Consider the following 16,472-nt stretch of genomic DNA (forward strand, 5'->3'; position numbering starts at 1 on the left):
ATGCCCGACGCCGCCCCGCCGACCGTTTCGCCCCTCACGACCTCGGCCCCCGGCGGTGACGAGGCCTTCCCCGGGTTCGTCGTCGCGATCGACGGCCCGTCCGGGTCGGGCAAGTCGAGCGTGAGCAAGCAGGTCGCCCGAGAGCTGGGCTACGGGTTCCTCGACACCGGGGCGATGTACCGGTCGTTGACCTGGTGGTGTCTCGACACCGGGGTCGACCTCGACGACGCGGACGCCGTCACCGCCGCGGCCCGCGAGCTGCCGCTGCACATCGGCACGGACCCCGACGACCCGACCGTGACCGTCGGCGACACCGACGTCACGGCCGGCATCCGCGAGAGCCGCATCTCCGAGCAGGTCTCGAAGGTCGCCGTCGTCATCCCCGTGCGCGAGCTGCTGCGCGACCAGCAGCGCCGCCTCATCGCCGACGCCTCGGGCGAGCGCGGCGGCGTCGTGGCCGAGGGGCGTGACATCACGACCGTCGTCGCCCCCGACGCCCCGGTGCGCATCCTGCTCACCGCGAGCGAGGAGGCGCGGCTTGCCCGCCGGTCGACCGAGCTGCACGGCGCCGCCGACGCCGGCTCGGTGGCCGCCACCCGGGCCCAGGTGCTGGGCCGCGACGCCGCCGACTCGACCGTCTCGCAGTTCAGCGTCGCCGCCGACGGCGTGACGACCGTCGACACCTCCGACCTCGACTTCGCCGGCTCGGTCGCGGCCGTGCTCCAGGTCGTGGCGGCCGCACGGGCGTGAGCGAGACCGCCGCCCCGCACCCGCGCCGGGCCCGCATCGGGCGCGGCATCGGCATCGTGCTGTTCCACACCGCGTACCGGGGCCACGCCCGCGGCACCGAGCGCGTCCCGGCATCCGGTCCCGTCATCCTCGTCGCGAACCACGCCGCGTTCCTCGACGGCCCGCTCGTCATGTCGATGGCGCCGAGGGCGGTCACCTTCCTCGTCAAGCAGGAGGCGTTCAGCGGGCCTTTCGGCGCCGTGCTGCGCGGGGTGGGGCAGATCCCCATCGACCGCAGCGTCGGCGACCGCGCCGCCCTCGGGCGTGCGGCGGCGGTGCTGCAGCGCGGCGACGCGGTCGGCATCTTCCCGGAGGGCAACCGCGGCACCGGAGACGTCGACGAGGTCAACCAGGGCGCGGCGTGGCTGGCCCTGCGGACCCGCGCGACGATCGTGCCGGTCGCGGTCCTCGGCACCCGCGTGGAGGGGCGCGGCGCCGGGGCGTGGCCCCGCCCGCTCAGCCGCCTCGACGTCGACTTCGGCCACCCGTTCACCCTTCAGGAGCGACCCGGCGTGCCCGGCCGGGAGCGCCTGCGACTGGCCACCGACGAGCTGCGCGAGCGCCTCGCGTCACACGTGCGCCTCGCGCGGGTGGAGAATGGTGGTCCAGCCGACTTCCACTGAGTCCTCCGCCGAGGGCTCGCGGCCCCGCCACGCGCCGGGGCCCACCAGCGATTCGAGGACACCGTGACCGACGAGACCGCCCGCCCCGACACCGGGGGCGCCACGATCTCGACCGCGCCCCGACAGGGCGACGGCCCTGACGACGCCGCCGTCGAGCGCGCCCTGCGCGCCGGCCTGGCCGAGTTCGACCTCGCGCCCGAGGACGAGGCGCTGCTCTCGGCCGACGGGGTCGTCGGCGGCGACGAGACGCCGCAGGGGCCGCTCCCGGTCGTCGCGGTCGTCGGCCGCCCCAACGTCGGCAAGTCGAGCCTCGTCAACCGCATCCTGCGCCGCCGCGAGGCGGTCGTCGAGGACGTCCCCGGCGTGACGCGCGACCGCGTCTCGTACGAGGGGGAGTGGGCCGGACGCCGCTTCACCGTCGTCGACACCGGTGGCTGGGAGGCCGACGCCACCGGCATCCACCTGCGCGTGGCCGAGCAGGCCGAGATCGCCATCGACCTCGCCGACGTCGTCATGTTCGTCGTCGACGCGACGGTCGGCGCCACCGACGACGACGAGGCGGTCGTCAGGCTGCTGCGCCGGGCCGGCAAGCCGGTCGTGCTCGTGGCCAACAAGGTCGACGACCAGCGCGGCGAGGCCGACGCGGCCGTGCTGTGGAACCTCGGGCTCGGCCAGCCCTGGCCCGTGTCCGCCCTGCACGGCCGGGGCAGCGGCGACGCCCTCGACGCCGTGCTCGAGGTGCTGCCCACCGTGTCGGCGAGCGGCGCCTACGCCCAGGGGGGTCCGCGCCGCGTCGCCCTCATCGGCCGCCCGAACGTCGGCAAGTCGAGCCTGCTCAACCGGCTCGCCGGCGAGAACCGCGTCGTCGTCGACAACGTCGCCGGCACGACCCGCGACCCCGTCGACGAGCTCATCGAGCTCGGCGGCAAGACGTGGCGCTTCGTCGACACCGCCGGCATCCGGCGCCGGGTACACCAGTCGCGCGGCGCCGACTTCTACGCCTCGCTGCGCACGCAGACGGCGCTCGAGAAGGCCGAGGTGGCCGTCGTGCTCGTCGACGCCTCGGAGCCGATCGCCGAGCAGGACGTCCGCGTCATCCAGCAGGTCATCGACGCCGGCCGTGCCCTCGTCATCGCCTACAACAAGTGGGACACCCTCGACGAGGAGCGCCGCCACTTCCTCGAGCGCGAGATCGAACGTGACCTCGTCCAGGTCCCGTGGGCACCGCGCGCCAACGTCTCGGCCCGCACCGGCCGCCACATGGACCGGCTCGTGCCCGCCATCGAGACGGCCCTCGAGTCGTGGGACACCCGCGTGCCCACCGGCCGCCTCAACGCGTTCTTCGGTGAGATCGTGGCCAGCCACCCGCACCCCGTGCGGGGCGGCAAGCAACCCCGCATCCTCTTCGCCACGCAGGCCTCGACTCGCCCGCCTCGCTTCGTCATCTTCGCGTCGGGGTTCATCGAGGCGGGCTACCGCCGCTTCCTCGAGCGCCGCCTGCGCGAGCAGTTCGGCTTCGAGGGCACCCCGATCGAGGTCTCGGTACGCGTGCGCGAGAAGCGCCGCCGCTGACCCCTGGCTCGTGGATCGGCTGGCCGATCAACACGCATCCGGTGTCGTCCTGACAGCGCCATCGGCCAGTTGATCGGCCGGTCGGTCAGGCAGCTGAAGGAGGCGCACCCGAGCGAGGATGCCGTGGCGCCGGGCCGATTCGGTCGGCGCGCAGTGCGTGCGCTAGTGTTTTGCTCGCCCCGCAGGGGGCCACGGGCTGTGGCGCAGCTTGGTAGCGCACTTGACTGGGGGTCAAGGGGTCGCAGGTTCAAATCCTGTCAGCCCGACCGTGTTCTCGCAGGTCAGAGCCCTGCACTCCACCGGAGTGCAGGGCTCTTGCCGTCCCCGCCTGCCACCCGGCATCCGACCTGAGACGGACCGCGCGGTCAGTCGGTCTGGGCGGCGGAGGAAGCCTCGGACGGCGACGGCTCGTCGTCGTCGTGGTCGTCGTGGTCGTCGGTGGGGGCGACGGTGGCGTCGCCGACCGTGAGGGCCGCGATGGCGGTGGTGGCCGGGACCGCGAGGACGAGCCCGATCGCGCTGGCGAGGGTCCGGACGATCTCCTGCGACAACGACTCGGTCTGCAGCATGTCGAGGACGGGGCGGTCGTAGACGTAGAGCAGTAGCAGCACGGGCAGCGCGGCGCCGGCGTAGGCGAAGACGATGGTGTAGATGGTCGAGGCGATGTGGTCGCGCCCGATGCGCATGCCCGAGGCGAAGAGCTGACGGCGGCCCAGGGACGGGGCGGCGGCGCGCAGCTCCCAGACGGCCGACGACTGCGTGATCGTCACGTCGTTGAGCACCCCGAGGCCGGCGATGATGATGGCCGCGGTGAGCAGCTCGCGCGGCTGCAGCGACTGCTGCACCGCCGTGAGGGTGGCGCCCTCGTCGTCGCCGACGCCGCTGAGCCGCGCCCACCCGATGGCGAGCACCCCGAGCCCGGCGGTGATGGCGACGCCGAAGAGGGTGCCGGCGAGGGCGGTGCTCGTGCGCACCGACAGCCCGTGGGCGAGGTAGAGGACGACGTACATGATCGCGGCCGAGCCGACGAGGGCGACGACGATGCCGGAGCGTCCCTCGAGCAGCGCGGGCAGCAGGTAGGTGACGACGACGACGCCGCCGACGCCCAGGCCGACCAGCGCGAGGATGCCGCGCAGGCGGGCGACGACGCCCACGACGACGACGAACAGGACGAGGAGGAACAGCAGCGGAGCGGACCGCTGTACCTCGAGGAAGGAGTACGCGGTCGGCTGCCCGTCGTCACCGCCCACGGCCAGCAGCGTCACCCGGTCGCCCGCCTGCAGCCCCGAGCGCGCCACCGGTCCGTCGAGCGGGACGGTCTGCTCGGTCGCCTGTCCCTGCGGCACCGCGTCAGGGTCGACCCGCACGACCATGGCCCCGCACGTCGAGCCCGGCTGGAGGCCCGGTTCGGTGGTCGAGGTGCCGGGGTCGAGCGCGGGGTCGAGCGCGGGGTCGAGCGCGGGGTCGGTCGTCTCGGGCGGGCAGGCCGGCAGCGTCGAGAGCACGGTCGCGCCCGTCGTGCCCGCACCCGACGCGACGAACGCCGTGCTGCCCCCGCGGGTCGAGGCGTCTCCCGACGGCCACGTGACGACGAGGCCGAGCACCGTGAGCAGCCCGAGCACCGCCAGCACGGCGACGAGGACCGACCGGGCGCGGGCGCTGACCCGCACGTCGGCGTCGAGCGCGGCGAGCGCGTCCGGGTCGTGGGTGTGTCCGTGCGTCTGGCCGGCATCATGGCCGGGTCGGGGCCCCGAGGCGGTCATGCGCCGAGTGTGTCAGGTCGGCCGCCACCGACCCGGGGGCCGCGCCGGGGCCGGCTCGGACGGGAGGTGGGCCCGAGACGGCCCGTTAGGGTGTGTGCGTGACAGGCAGGTCGGGGACGCAGCGGCAGAGCAGGGACAAGGTGCTCACGCTGCCCAACGTGCTGTCGATGCTGCGCCTCGTCGGTGTCCCGATCTTCCTCTGGGCCATCCTCAGCGAGCGCGACCTGCTCGCCTTCGGCATCCTCGCGCTGTCGGGGGCGACCGACTACGCCGACGGCAAGATCGCCCGGGCGTTCGGCATGGAGTCCGCCCTCGGCGCGATGCTCGACCCCGTCGCCGACCGGCTGTACATCCTCACCACCCTCGTCGGGCTGGCCTGGCGCGACATCATCCCGGTGTGGCTCGTCGTCGTGCTGCTGGCCCGCGAGGTCGTCATGGCCCTCATGCTGCTCGTGCTGCAGCGTCGCGGACAGACCGGTCTGCCGGTGCACTTCGTCGGCAAGGCGGCGACCTTCAACCTCCTCTACGCCTTCCCGCTGCTGCTGCTCGCCCACCGTGACGACTGGCTCGGTGCCGTCTCCCGGCCGCTCGGCTGGGGCTTCGCGTGGTGGGGTGTCGGCCTCTACTGGCTCGCAGCCGTGCTCTACGCGATCCAGGCCCGACAGGTGCTGAGCGGGCGCCTGACCGCCTCGGGTCCCTCAGGTCCCTCGGGTCGGTCGGCGAGGTCGGGATGACCGAGCCCACCCGCCCCGCTGGCCCGGCTCGGCGCCCCGACGCGTCGATGACGCTGCTGACCTCGATGCTCGAGCGCCCCCTCGACCCCGGCTACCAGGAGGCCGCCGACCGGCGCCGCGCCCGCGACCTGCCCGCCTCGTCCCCGTCGGCCCCGACCCGCTCGGTGGTCGTCGTCGTCATGGCGGTGCTCACCGGGTTCCTCTTCGCCGTCTCGGCCTCGGCCCTGCGACCACGGCCCACGGCGGCCGCGAGCGTCAAGGAGCAGCTCGTCAGCCGCATCGAGACGCTGCAGCAGCAGGGGAGCGCACAGGAGGCCAAGCTCGCCGCGCTCGGAACCCAGGTGCGCGAGTACGAGGCCGCCGAGCTGACCCAGTCGGGCGGGTCCGCGCTGAGCGCCCGCATCGGCACCCTAGAGGTGCAGGCCGCCGCCGTGGCGCTCACCGGCCCCGGGGTCACCCTCACCCTCGACGACGCGCCGTCGGCCGACACCGATGCCGCGGCGGGCACCCGCCCGAGCGGCGGCTTCACCCCGGGCCGGGTCAGCTCGAGCGACCTGCAGATCGCCGTCAACGGGCTCTGGGCGGCCGGCGCCGAGGCGGTGTCAATCAACGGGCACCGGCTGAGCGCCACCGCCGCCATCCGCTTCGCCGGCCAGGCCGTCATCGTCGACTTCCGCCCGCTGACCCGCCCCTACGTCGTCACCGCGATCGGGGATGCCGACACGCTCACGTCCCGCTTCGAGGGCTCCTTCTCGGGGGCGTACCTCACGCAGCTCGGCGACCAGTACGGCATCCGGTCCGACCTCGCGGGGTCCGACTCGCTCACCGTGCCCGCCGACACGGCGGTGCGCCTCGTTCACGCCGAGCCGCTCGGTCTCGACCCGACACCCGTCGCGACGACGTCCACCACCCCCTCACCCTCGAGCTCGGGAGGTGCCCGGTGATCCCGGTCATCGGCCTCGTCGTCGGCCTCGGGCTCGGGCTGCTGCTCGACCCGTCCGTGCCCGTCTGGCTCCAGCCCTACCTGCCCATCGCGGTCATCGCGGCCCTGGATGCCGTCTTCGGCGCGGTCCGCGCCGTGCTCGACGGCATCTTCGACGACAAGGTCTTCGTCGTCTCGTTCCTGTCCAACGTCGTCGTCGCCGCGTTCATCGTCTTCCTCGGTGACCAGCTCGGCGTGGGGGCGCAGCTGTCGACGGGCGTCGTCGTCGTGCTCGGCGTGCGCATCTTCTCCAACGTCGCCTCGATCCGCCGGCACCTCTTCAAGGCCTGACCATGATGGACGACGGCCCCACCGACCCCCGCCCGGACCCGGGTCCGGCCGAACCCCGCTCAGCCGACGGCCGCGCCGCCTGGCGCCGTTTGGTGCGGCTCGGTCGCCCGCGGGCGACGCGGGCCAACCTGCTCGGCGCCGTGCTCGCCATCGCGCTCGGCGTCGCCATCGCGACGCAGGTGCAGCTGACGAACGAGCGCGACCTCGGCCAGCTGAGCCAGAGCGACCTCGTCCGGGTGCTCGACGACGTGTCGGTGCGCGGCGCGCGGCTCGACGCCCAGGTGCGCGAGCTCGAGGCCACCCGCGACCGGCTCCGCAGCGGCGTGGGCACGAGCGCGGAGGCGCTGGCCCAGGCCCAGCGCCGCGCCGACACCCTCGGCATCCTCGCGGGCACCATCGGCGCCAAGGGCCCGGGGATCACCCTGACGATCAGCGACCCGCAGCGGACGGTGACCGGCCCGGTCATCCTCGACGTCATCCAGGAGCTGCGCGACGCCGGCGCCGAGGCCATCCAGGTCGGTGGCGTGCGCGTCGTGGCGTCGTCGTACGTGGGCGACGACGGGGGGGACCTCAGCATCGACGGCACGGCCTTCACCCGCCCGGTCACCGTGCTCGCCGTCGGTGACAGCAACACCCTCGCCTCGGCCATGACCATCCCGGGCGGCATCGTCGAGACGGTGCGCCAGAAGGGCGCCTCGGCCACCGTCGTCGAACGCCCGGAGGTCGAGGTCACGGCGCTGCACGTGCCCACGCCGCTGACCCACGCCCGACCGACGGGCTGACGGCGCGCACGTCGTCACCCGGGCACGGCGACACGGGCTGTGGGGTCGTGCAGCGCGCGCCGGACCCGGCATGGCATCCTCTCAACTGCCCGACCGCGCCGCCGCCCCGAAGGAGTGCCATGAGCGACCTCGACTACCCGTCCGACCTGCGCTATACCAGCGACCACGAGTGGCTGCGTCCCGGTGACGACGGTGTCGTGCGCGTCGGCATCACCTCCTTCGCCCAGGACGCCCTCGGCGACGTCGTCTTCGTCTCACTGCCGACCGTCGGTGACACCGTCGCGACCGGCGACGCGTGCGGCGAGGTCGAGTCGACGAAGTCCGTCAGCGACGTCTACGCGCCCGTCGACGGTGAGGTCACCGGCGTCAACCCCGCCCTCGACGCCACCCCCGAGCTCGTCAACTCCGACCCGTACGGCGAGGGCTGGATGTTCGAGGTGCGCGTCTCCGACGCGTCCGCCCTCGACGCCTTCATGGACGCCGACGCCTACCAGCAGACCCTGGGCTGACCGAACCCCGAGACACCGGTCGGGGACGAGCCGCGCCCCCGCCGAGCGGGCCGCCCCCGGCCGCGTCCACGGATGCCGGGGGCGCCCGCAACCGTCCCGGCCGTCCCACTAGAGTGACGGTCACCGTCAGGGACGACCACGATCGACGAGGAGGAGCGCATGTCGAGCCAGCCCCCCGGGCCCGATGAGAACGCCGACCCGACGTCCGGCGAGCCCACCGACGGCCCCGGCTGGTCGGAGGAGGCGGACCGCACCACCCGCCAGCCCCGCGTCGACGACAGCGCGGCCGAGCCGCGCACCCTGCGCTTCCAAGGCGTCCCCAGCCAGGACCCCGACCACGCCGAGGCAGGCACCCGTGGCCTGAGCGCCGAGGACCAGGCCACGATCGAGGCGCTGCGGCCGGGTACGGCCCTGCTCGTCGTGCAGCGTGGCCCGAACACCGGGGCGCGGTTCCTGCTCGACGACGACCGCGTCGTCGTGGGGCGCCACCCCGACTCGGACATCTTCCTCGACGACGTCACGGTCTCCCGCCGTCACGCCGAGTTCGTCAGCGCCGCAGGCGGGTACGCCGTGCGTGACGCCGGGTCACTCAACGGCACGTACGTCAACCGGCAGCTCGTCGACGAGACCTCGCTGCAGACCGGCGACGAGGTCCAGGTCGGCAAGTTCCGCCTCGTCTACTACGCCGCCGTCTGACCCGCGCCTCACCCCACACGACGACGCCACCACGACTCCACGACGCCTCGATGACCGACGACACCGCCACCACGGGCTCCGGAGCGCCCCGACTCACCATCGGCAAGGTGCTCGCCGAGCTGTCGCAGGAGTTCCCCGACGTCTCGGCGAGCAAGCTGCGCTTCCTCGAGGCCGAGGGCCTGGTCACCCCGGAGCGCACCGCCTCGGGATACCGCACCTTCAGCCCCGACGACGTCCGGCGGCTGCGCTACATCCTCGGCGCCCAGCGCGACCGGTTCTGGCCCCTCAAGGTCATCCGTGAGGCGCTCGACGCCCTCGACCGGGGGCTGCAGGAGCCCGAGGGAGCCGTCGGCGCCCCGGAGCCGCCCGAACCGGTCGCCGACCCCGAGGTGCCCGACGCCCCGGCCCTGCTGGCCCGTGACGACGTCACCCTGACCGGCCCCGAGGTGCGCCGCGCGACCGGGATCGACCGCGACACGATGCACGCCCTCGAGAACTTCGGCCTCCTGCGCCCCGACGCCGCCGGGCACTTCACCGGCGACGACCTCGCCGTCGCCGCCGCCGCGCACACCCTCGCCTCGCACGGCCTCGAGGCCCGCCACCTGCGCTCCTTCCGCACCGCGGCCGACCGCGAGGTGGGGCTGGTCGAGCAGGTGCTGGCCACACGGCGCGTCGACGGGTCGAGGGAGGAGCGGGCGGCCGAGATCGCCTCCGCCTGCATCGCCCTGCACGTGGCCCTCGTCCGCTCCGGCCTCGCCCGCTGACACCGGTCGGCACCCGACGGCATCCACACCCGGACTGCCCCGTATCTCCCACGGAAACAGCGGGGTACGGTGGGGGAGTGAGAGAGGTCGACGTGCTGGGCGTCCGGGTCGAGATGCCGACGAACAACCCCATCGTGCTGCTGCGGGAGCGCGACGGCGGTCGCTACCTGCCCATCTGGATCGGTGCGGCCGAAGCCGCCGCGATCACCTACGCCCAGCAGGGCGTCGTGCCGCCGCGGCCGCTGACCCACGACCTCATGCGCGACGTCCTCGCGGTGCTCGGTCACGAGCTGACGGAGGTGCGCATCGTCGCCCTCAAGGACTCGGTGTTCCACGCCGCCCTCATCGTCGACGGCAAGGCCGAGATCAGCTCGCGCGCCTCCGACGCGATCGCCCTGGCGCTGCGCACCGGGGCCAAGGTGCTCGTCGACGGCGCCATCCTCGACGAGGCCGCCATCGTCGTCTCGTCCGAGGAGGACGACGAGGTCGAGAAGTTCAAGGAGTTCCTCGACCACGTCAGCGCCGAGGACTTCGAGAAGCCCGAGGGCGGCGGCGACGACCCGCAGCGCCCGCAGAGCTGACACCGCTCGCCAGGCCAGCCCGCGAGCGTGTAGACGGGTGACGTGAGGGATTTCCCGCATGCTCGATGGGTTCACCCTCTACCTCACATCGAGAGTTGGCGGACGACGGTCGCGACACGCGAACCTGACGGTGCACCGGTGATTGACGGTGGCTCGCCCGGGCTCTACCGTCGAGGAACGACGCGGCTGTAGTTATCCCGCTGTCGTGCGCACCAGAAGCACACCAGCAGCAGACAGCACTACCGTCAGAGCCGTGGCCACCGCCCCGGCCGGCGTCACAGGTCAGGAGGCGGCATGCCCGCGTTGGAGGATCCCGAGGTCGGCCGCCCGCTGCCGCCGGGCACCCAGGGCCTGCTCTTCACCGACGACCTGCCCGAGCTGGCCGAGGACGCCGGCTACCGCGGTCCGACCGCGTGCAAGGCCGCCGGCATCACCTACCGCCAGCTCGACTACTGGGCCCGCACCGGGCTCGTCGAGCCGTCCGTGCGCAGCGCCACCGGCTCGGGCACACAGCGCCTCTACGGCTTCCGCGACATCCTCGTGCTCAAGGTCGTCAAGCGACTGCTCGACACCGGCGTCTCGCTGCAGCAGATCCGGGTCGCCATCGGCCACCTGCGCGAGCGCGGGGTCGACGACCTCGCCCAGATCACCCTCATGAGCGACGGCGCCTCCGTCTACGAGTGCACCTCCGCCGACGAGGTCATCGACCTCGTGCAGGGCGGTCAGGGGGTCTTCGGCATCGCCGTCGGCCGCGTCTGGCGTGAGGTCGAGGGCACCCTCGCGGCCCTGCCGAGCGAGCGCGCCGAGGAGCCCGAGGCACCGGAGTCGCACCCCGACGACGAGCTCAGCGCCCGTCGCGCGCGCCGCCTGGCCTGACGCCGACCCCATCCCGGACGCCGACCACCCGCCGTGCGGGTCGGTCGGCTTCGTCGTCCCCGCCGGCGACCGGCATCCGGCTGCGGCTGGTAGATTCGTGCACGCCGACAACCTCACACGGGAGAGTCCTCGGGGTGGTGTGACCACCTGCGAGGCGCCGAAGGGGCAACATCCCCGGAACCTCTCAGGCGCCCGGACCGTGTGGGGGAGGCAACTCTGGAGGTCCGCCACGTGCCGTGACGGCGCGACCGACAGACGGGGAGCGTGCGCACACCGCTCCGACCCGCCAGGAGAACCATGTCGATCGACCAGACCGTCCGTACGGCACCCCTCGCCGACTTCGTCGCCCGCCACGTCGGGCCGCGGGCCGACGACGTGGAGCGCATGCTCGAGGTCGTCGGCCAGCCGAGCCTCGAGGCGATGTGCGAGCGCGCCATCCCCGGCGCCATCCGCGCCGAGGCCCCGCTTGACCTCGAGGCCGCCGAGAGCGAGAGCGCCGTCATCGACGAGCTGCGGGCCCTCGCCGAGCGCAACACGGTGCTCACGTCCCTCATCGGCCTCGGCTACTACGGGACCGTGACCCCGCCCGTCGTGCGCCGCAACGTCCTCGAGAACCCGTCCTGGTACACGGCGTACACGCCCTACCAGCCGGAGATCTCGCAGGGCCGCCTCGAGGCCCTGCTCAACTTCCAGACCGTCGTCACCGACCTCACCGGCCTCGACGTCGCCGGCTCCTCGCTGCTCGACGAGTCGACCGCCGCCGCCGAGGCCATGTCGCTCATGCGCCGCCTCAGCAAGGCCCCCTCGGATGCCGTCGTGCTCGTCGACGCGCACGTGTTCCCGCAGACCATCGCCGTCATGCAGACCCGCGCCGACGCCATCGGCCTGCCCCTCGTCGTCACCGACCTGCGCCGGGTCACCACCGCCGACGAGCTCGCCTCGGCCGCCGACGGCCACGACGTCGTCGGCGTCATCGTGCAGTACCCCGACGCCTCGGGCGAGCTGCGCGACTGGTCCGCCCTCGCCGCTGCCGCCCACGAGGGCAAGGCCCTCGTGACCGCCGCCGCCGACCTGCTCGCCCTCACCCTCGTCAGCGCCCCGGCCACGTGGGGCGCCGACATCGCCGTCGGCAGCGCCCAGCGCCTGGGCGTGCCGATGGGCTTCGGTGGCCCCCACGCCGGCTACCTCGCGGTGCGCAAGGGCCTCGAGCGATCGATGCCCGGCCGCCTCGTCGGCGTCTCCGTCGACGCCCAGGGCAACCGTGCCTACCGCCTCGCGCTGCAGACGCGCGAGCAGCACATCCGCCGCGAGAAGGCGACGAGCAACATCTGCACCGCCCAGGTGCTGCTGGCCGTCATGGCGAGCATGTACGCCGTCCACCACGGCCCCGACGGCCTGCGCGACATCGCCCGCCGGGTCACCGGCCTGACCGCCTCGTTGCGCAGCGCCCTCGTCGAGGCCGGCCTCACGGTGCAGACGGAGGCCTTCTTCGACACCCTCACCGTCGAGGTGCCCGGACGGGCCGACGAGGTCGCCCGCCACTTCACCGACCGCGGCTTCAACCTGCGACGGGTCGACGCCGACCGCGTGTCGGTCAGCCTCGACGAGACGACCACCGCCGCGACGGTCGCGGCGGTCGCGGACGCCTTCGGCGCACGCCTGTCGGCCGATGAGGCGCGGGCTGCGCTGCGCGACGCGAGCGCGCCGACCGGCATCCCCGCGGCCCTCGAGCGCGACACCGAGTTCCTCACCCACCCCGTCTTCTCGTCGTACCACTCGGAGACGGCGATGCTGCGCTACCTGCGCCGCCTCGCCGACCGCGACTTCGCGCTCGACCGCGGGATGATCCCGCTCGGCTCGTGCACGATGAAGCTCAACGCGACGACCGAGATGGAGGCCGTCACCTGGCCGGAGTTCGCGAACCTGCACCCGTTCGCGCCCGCCGACCAGACCGAGGGCATCCGCACCCTCGTCGACCAGCTCTCGGCCTGGCTGTGCGAGATCACCGGCTACGACGCCGTGTCGCTGCAGCCCAACGCCGGCTCGCAGGGCGAGTTCGCGGGCCTGCTCGCGATCCACGCCTACCACCAGGCCAACGGTGAGGGCCACCGTCGCGTGTGCCTCATCCCGGCCAGCGCGCACGGGACCAACGCCGCGTCCGCCGTCATGGCCGGGCTCAAGGTCGTCGTCGTCAAGACCGCCCCGGGCGGCACGGTCGACCTCGACGACCTCCGCGCGAAGATCGACGCCCACCGCGACGACCTCGCCGCGATCATGGTGACCTACCCCTCGACCCACGGGGTGTACGAGGACACCATCAGCGAGCTCTGCGCCCTCGTCCACGAGGCGGGCGGCCAGGTCTACGTCGACGGGGCGAACCTCAACGCCCTGGTCGGTCTCGCGCAGCCCGGCAAGTTCGGCGCCGACGTCAGCCACCTCAACCTGCACAAGACGTTCTGCATCCCGCACGGCGGCGGTGGCCCCGGTGTCGGCCCGGTGGCCGTCCGTGCCCACCTCGCCCCGCACCTGCCCAACCACCCGCTGTCGGCCGAGGCCGGTCCCGAGACCGGGGTGGGTCCGATCTCCGGCGCGCCCTTCGGCTCGGCCGGCATCCTGCCGATCTCGTGGGCGTACGTGCGCCTCATGGGGGGCGAGGGCCTGACGCACGCCACCCAGGTCGCGGTGCTCGGTGCGAACTACGTCGCGGCCCGCCTGCGCGAGCACTACCCGGTGCTCTACTCCGGTGAGGACGGCCTCGTCGCCCACGAGTGCATCCTCGACCTGCGCGGCATCACGGCCGAGACGGGCGTGACCGTCGACGACGTCGCCAAGCGCCTCATCGACTACGGCTTCCACTCGCCGACGATGAGCTTCCCCGTGGCCGGCACCCTCATGGTCGAGCCCACCGAGTCGGAGGACCTGCACGAGCTCGACCGGTTCTGCGACGCGATGATCGCCATCCGCGACGAGATCGAGGCGGTGCACAAGGGCGACGTCGAGGTGTCGCAGAGCATGCTGCGCCACGCCCCGCACACGGCGCTCAACCTCGCGGGGGAGTGGGACCACCCCTACGACCGCACCGCCGCCGCCTTCCCGGTCGGGGTCGACGCCGGCGACAAGTACTGGCCGCCGGTCAGCCGCATCGACGGCGCGTTCGGCGACCGCAACCTCGTGTGCTCGTGCCCCCCGCCGGAGGCGTTCGAGGGCTGATCCACCACCTGGTCACGCTCGCGTCGGCCGCCCACTTGTGGTTGTCTGCGCACGTGGGAGCCGACGTCGAGCAGGCCAGGTACACGCGCGAGCAGCGCCAGCAGTACCGGGAGAAGGTGCGCCGCGACCTCGACGTCTTCGAACGGATGCTGAGCCAGAGCCAGTTCGAGTTCGACAAGCCGATGACCGGCATCGAGATCGAGCTCAACCTCGTCAGCGAGGACCTCGGGCCGAAGCTCGACAACAAGGCGATCCTCGAGCAGATCGCGGACCCCGACTACCAGACCGAGCTGGCGCGCTACAACATCGAGCTCAACGTCCCGCCGCGCCCGCTGCCGGGCGACGCGGCCCTCGAGCTCGAGCAGGAGCTGCGCCGCTCGCTCAACCGGGCCAGCGACAAGGCCGCCGAGCTGCACACGGGGATCGTCGCCATCGGCATCCTGCCGACGGTCATGCCCGAGCACTTCGAGGGCGACTGGATCAGCGAGAACATCCGCTACGCGGCGCTCAACAACGCGGTGCTCGACGCCCGCGGCGAGGACGTCTGGCTCGAGCTGGAGGGCCCGACGGGGGAGCGCATCGCCCGCTACTCCGACAGCCTCGCCCCCGAGTCGGCGTGCACCTCGGTCCAGCTGCACCTGCAGGTGCACCCCGACCGCTTCGCCGACCACTGGAACGCCGCCCAGGTACTCGCCGGCCCGCAGCTCGCCCTCGGTGCCAACTCGCCGTTCTTCCTCGGGCAGCGGCTCTGGGCCGAGACCCGCATCCCGCTCTTCACGCAGGCGACCGACACCCGGTCGGTCGAGCTGAAGAACCAGGGCGTCCGGCCCCGTGTCTGGTTCGGCGAGCGGTGGATCACCTCGATCTTCGACCTCTTCGAGGAGAACGTCCGCTACTTCCCGGCGCTGCTGCCCGAGCTGTCGGACGAGGTGCCCGAGGACGTCTTCGAGCGGGGCGACATCCCCGAGCTCAAGGAGCTGCGGCTGCACAACGGCACCGTCTACCGCTGGAACCGCCCCATTTACGACACCGTCGGCGACCGCCCGCACCTGCGCGTCGAGAACCGCACCCTGCCCGCCGGCCCGACCGTGGCCGACACACTGGCGAACTCGGCCTTCTACTACGGCGTCATCCGCGTCCTCGCCGAGGAGGACCGCCCCGTCTGGACCCGGATGAGCTTCTCCGCCGCGCAGGCCAACTTCGAGGAGGGCGCCCGCCTCGGCATCGACGCCCGCACCTACTGGCCCGGCCTGGGTGACGTGCCCGCCTCCGAGCTCATCCTGCGCCGGCTGCTGCCGATGGCCCACGAGGGCCTCGAGCGCTGGGGCGTCTCGGCCGCCGTGCGCGACCGCTTCCTCTCGATCATCGAGCAGCGCTGCCTGCGCGGCGTCAACGGCGCCTCGTGGCAGACCGACTGCGTCGAGCGCCTCGAGGCGCGGGGCCTGACGCGCGACAAGGCGCTGCGCGAGATGCTGCGCCTCTACATCGAGGGCCAGAGCGCCAACGAGCCCGTGCACACGTGGGAGCTGCCCACGGCCTGAGGCGGCCTGCGGCGGCCTGCGGCGGCCTCGCGCGCCCTGGCCGGCCAGCCGCGGCCTGACGCCGGTCACCGCGGTGACCGGCGGGGTGGGACCTCGCGACCCCGCTCAGGCGTCCTTCATGAGGCGCCACGGCGAGAGGTTGAACATCCCGATGCAGCGCGTGGTGCGGTGGTGGGTGAGCACGCTCATCGACCCCGCGTCGAGCACGAGCTGGGACCCGAAGCGTGGCCCCAGCCGCAGGTAGACGGCGGTGAGCACGCGGAGCGCGTGGCCGTGGCCGAAGAGGGCGACGTCGCCGTTGGACAGGTCGGGCCACACCTTGTCGAGCACCTGCTGCCCGCGGTGGGCGACCTCGTCGATCGTCTCGCCGGGGGTGTCGCCGCCGACGACGCCGTCGACGAAGACCTCCCACGGGTGCCCGATGCGGGCGCTGATCTCCTTCGTCGTCACGCCCTCGTAGGCGCCGTAGTCCCACTCCCGCAGTAGCGGCTCGACCTCGAAGTCGCCGAGACCGGCGAGCTCGGCCGTGCGCCTGGCCCGCTGCAGCGGGGAGACGAGCACCCGCTCGAAGTGGTGGCGGTGCAGCACGTCGCGCAGCTCGCGCGCCGCCTCCTCGCCCTCGGGCAGCAGCGGCAGGTCGGTCGTGCCGGTGTGCTGGCCGGAGAGCGACCACTCGGTCTCGCCGTGCCGGAAGAGGTAGATGTTGCCCGGCACCACGCCGTCGGGTTTGGCCATGCCGCCAATCTAGTGGGGCCGGCG

General features: G+C 73.2%; 16 protein-coding genes, 1 tRNA gene and 1 riboswitch. Of the genes, 15 read left to right on the forward strand and 2 right to left on the reverse strand.

Going from position 1 to position 16,472, the window contains the following annotated elements:
• From cmk to DFJ68_RS06965, 4 genes are all read left to right on the forward strand, one after another.
• Complete coding sequence (gene cmk / locus DFJ68_RS06950) at positions 1-750, forward strand: (d)CMP kinase (protein ID WP_121032119.1); 750 nt, start codon at positions 1-3, stop codon at positions 748-750.
• Positions 747-1,412: a lysophospholipid acyltransferase family protein gene (locus tag DFJ68_RS06955; protein WP_121032120.1), complete on the forward strand. Its 666-nt coding sequence runs from the start codon at positions 747-749 to the stop codon at positions 1,410-1,412. Before cmk ends, DFJ68_RS06955 begins: the two co-directional genes overlap by 4 nt.
• Positions 1,413-1,517: 105 nt before the next feature.
• Positions 1,518-2,984: a ribosome biogenesis GTPase Der gene (gene der, locus DFJ68_RS06960; protein ID WP_121035174.1), complete on the forward strand. Its 1,467-nt coding sequence runs from the start codon at positions 1,518-1,520 to the stop codon at positions 2,982-2,984.
• Positions 2,985-3,176: 192 nt separating this feature from the next.
• Positions 3,177-3,250 (forward strand) — tRNA-Pro (locus DFJ68_RS06965).
• Positions 3,251-3,349: 99 nt separating this feature from the next.
• Here the strand turns inward: DFJ68_RS06965 and DFJ68_RS06970 are convergent.
• Complete coding sequence (locus DFJ68_RS06970) at positions 3,350-4,747, reverse strand: YibE/F family protein (protein ID WP_121032121.1); 1,398 nt, start codon at positions 4,745-4,747, stop codon at positions 3,350-3,352.
• Positions 4,748-4,845: 98 nt separating this feature from the next.
• On the opposite strand from DFJ68_RS06970, the gene clsA reads away from it, so the two are divergent.
• The 11 genes from clsA (at position 4,846) to DFJ68_RS07025 (ending at position 15,713) form a co-directional block, all read left to right on the forward strand.
• Positions 4,846-5,481, forward strand: coding sequence for a cardiolipin synthase ClsA (gene clsA, locus DFJ68_RS06975; protein ID WP_276330695.1), 636 nt, complete (start codon positions 4,846-4,848; stop codon positions 5,479-5,481).
• Complete coding sequence (locus DFJ68_RS06980) at positions 5,478-6,425, forward strand: DUF881 domain-containing protein (RefSeq protein WP_121032122.1); 948 nt, start codon at positions 5,478-5,480, stop codon at positions 6,423-6,425. The genes clsA and DFJ68_RS06980 overlap by 4 nt, the downstream gene beginning before the upstream one ends.
• Positions 6,422-6,754 (forward strand): small basic family protein, encoded by a 333-nt coding sequence (locus DFJ68_RS06985; protein WP_121032123.1) that lies wholly within the window; start codon positions 6,422-6,424, stop codon positions 6,752-6,754. Before DFJ68_RS06980 ends, DFJ68_RS06985 begins: the two co-directional genes overlap by 4 nt.
• Before the next feature lie 2 nt (positions 6,755-6,756).
• On the forward strand, positions 6,757-7,536 hold the full coding sequence (locus DFJ68_RS06990; protein ID WP_121032124.1) for a DUF881 domain-containing protein: 780 nt from the start codon (positions 6,757-6,759) through the stop codon (positions 7,534-7,536).
• Between the two features lie 119 nt (positions 7,537-7,655).
• Positions 7,656-8,045: a glycine cleavage system protein GcvH gene (gene gcvH / locus DFJ68_RS06995; protein ID WP_121032125.1), complete on the forward strand. Its 390-nt coding sequence runs from the start codon at positions 7,656-7,658 to the stop codon at positions 8,043-8,045.
• Positions 8,046-8,204: 159 nt separating this feature from the next.
• Positions 8,205-8,741, forward strand: coding sequence for an FHA domain-containing protein (locus DFJ68_RS07000; protein WP_121032126.1), 537 nt, complete (start codon positions 8,205-8,207; stop codon positions 8,739-8,741).
• A 50-nt stretch (positions 8,742-8,791) separates the two neighbouring features.
• Positions 8,792-9,505: a transcriptional regulator FtsR gene (ftsR, locus tag DFJ68_RS07005; protein WP_121032127.1), complete on the forward strand. Its 714-nt coding sequence runs from the start codon at positions 8,792-8,794 to the stop codon at positions 9,503-9,505.
• A gap of 77 nt (positions 9,506-9,582) precedes the next feature.
• Complete coding sequence (locus tag DFJ68_RS07010; RefSeq protein ID WP_121032128.1) at positions 9,583-10,086, forward strand: bifunctional nuclease family protein; 504 nt, start codon at positions 9,583-9,585, stop codon at positions 10,084-10,086.
• Positions 10,087-10,380: 294 nt separating this feature from the next.
• The gene (locus DFJ68_RS07015; RefSeq protein WP_121032129.1) at positions 10,381-10,962 is read left to right on the forward strand and encodes a MerR family transcriptional regulator; all 582 of its coding nucleotides are present in this window, start codon (positions 10,381-10,383) and stop codon (positions 10,960-10,962) included.
• 108 nt (positions 10,963-11,070) lie between these two features.
• Positions 11,071-11,172: riboswitch (glycine riboswitch) on the forward strand.
• An 87-nt stretch (positions 11,173-11,259) separates the two neighbouring features.
• The gene (gene gcvP / locus DFJ68_RS07020; protein ID WP_121032130.1) at positions 11,260-14,172 is read left to right on the forward strand and encodes an aminomethyl-transferring glycine dehydrogenase; all 2,913 of its coding nucleotides are present in this window, start codon (positions 11,260-11,262) and stop codon (positions 14,170-14,172) included.
• A 53-nt stretch (positions 14,173-14,225) separates the two neighbouring features.
• Positions 14,226-15,713: a glutamate-cysteine ligase family protein gene (locus DFJ68_RS07025; protein WP_121035176.1), complete on the forward strand. Its 1,488-nt coding sequence runs from the start codon at positions 14,226-14,228 to the stop codon at positions 15,711-15,713.
• Between the two features lie 105 nt (positions 15,714-15,818).
• On the opposite strand, the gene DFJ68_RS07030 is transcribed toward DFJ68_RS07025, so the two are convergent.
• Positions 15,819-16,448, reverse strand: coding sequence for a histidine phosphatase family protein (locus DFJ68_RS07030; protein WP_121032131.1), 630 nt, complete (start codon positions 16,446-16,448; stop codon positions 15,819-15,821).
• Positions 16,449-16,472: the final 24 nt, after the last annotated feature.

Origin of the sequence: Terracoccus luteus (genome assembly GCF_003635045.1) — a bacterium.
GTDB lineage: Bacteria > Actinomycetota > Actinomycetes > Actinomycetales > Dermatophilaceae > Terracoccus > Terracoccus luteus.

Coding starts and splice junctions, on each gene's coding strand:
- cmk (WP_121032119.1), top strand. CDS start 1: ATGCCCGACGCCGCCCCGCCGACCGTTTCGCCCCTCACGACCTCGGCC.
- DFJ68_RS06970 (WP_121032121.1), bottom strand. CDS start 4,747: ATGACCGCCTCGGGGCCCCGACCCGGCCATGATGCCGGCCAGACGCAC.
- DFJ68_RS06980 (WP_121032122.1), top strand. CDS start 5,478: ATGACCGAGCCCACCCGCCCCGCTGGCCCGGCTCGGCGCCCCGACGCG.
- DFJ68_RS06990 (WP_121032124.1), top strand. CDS start 6,757: ATGATGGACGACGGCCCCACCGACCCCCGCCCGGACCCGGGTCCGGCC.
- gcvH (WP_121032125.1), top strand. CDS start 7,656: ATGAGCGACCTCGACTACCCGTCCGACCTGCGCTATACCAGCGACCAC.
- DFJ68_RS07000 (WP_121032126.1), top strand. CDS start 8,205: ATGTCGAGCCAGCCCCCCGGGCCCGATGAGAACGCCGACCCGACGTCC.
- ftsR (WP_121032127.1), top strand. CDS start 8,792: ATGACCGACGACACCGCCACCACGGGCTCCGGAGCGCCCCGACTCACC.
- DFJ68_RS07015 (WP_121032129.1), top strand. CDS start 10,381: ATGCCCGCGTTGGAGGATCCCGAGGTCGGCCGCCCGCTGCCGCCGGGC.
- gcvP (WP_121032130.1), top strand. CDS start 11,260: ATGTCGATCGACCAGACCGTCCGTACGGCACCCCTCGCCGACTTCGTC.
- DFJ68_RS07030 (WP_121032131.1), bottom strand. CDS start 16,448: ATGGCCAAACCCGACGGCGTGGTGCCGGGCAACATCTACCTCTTCCGG.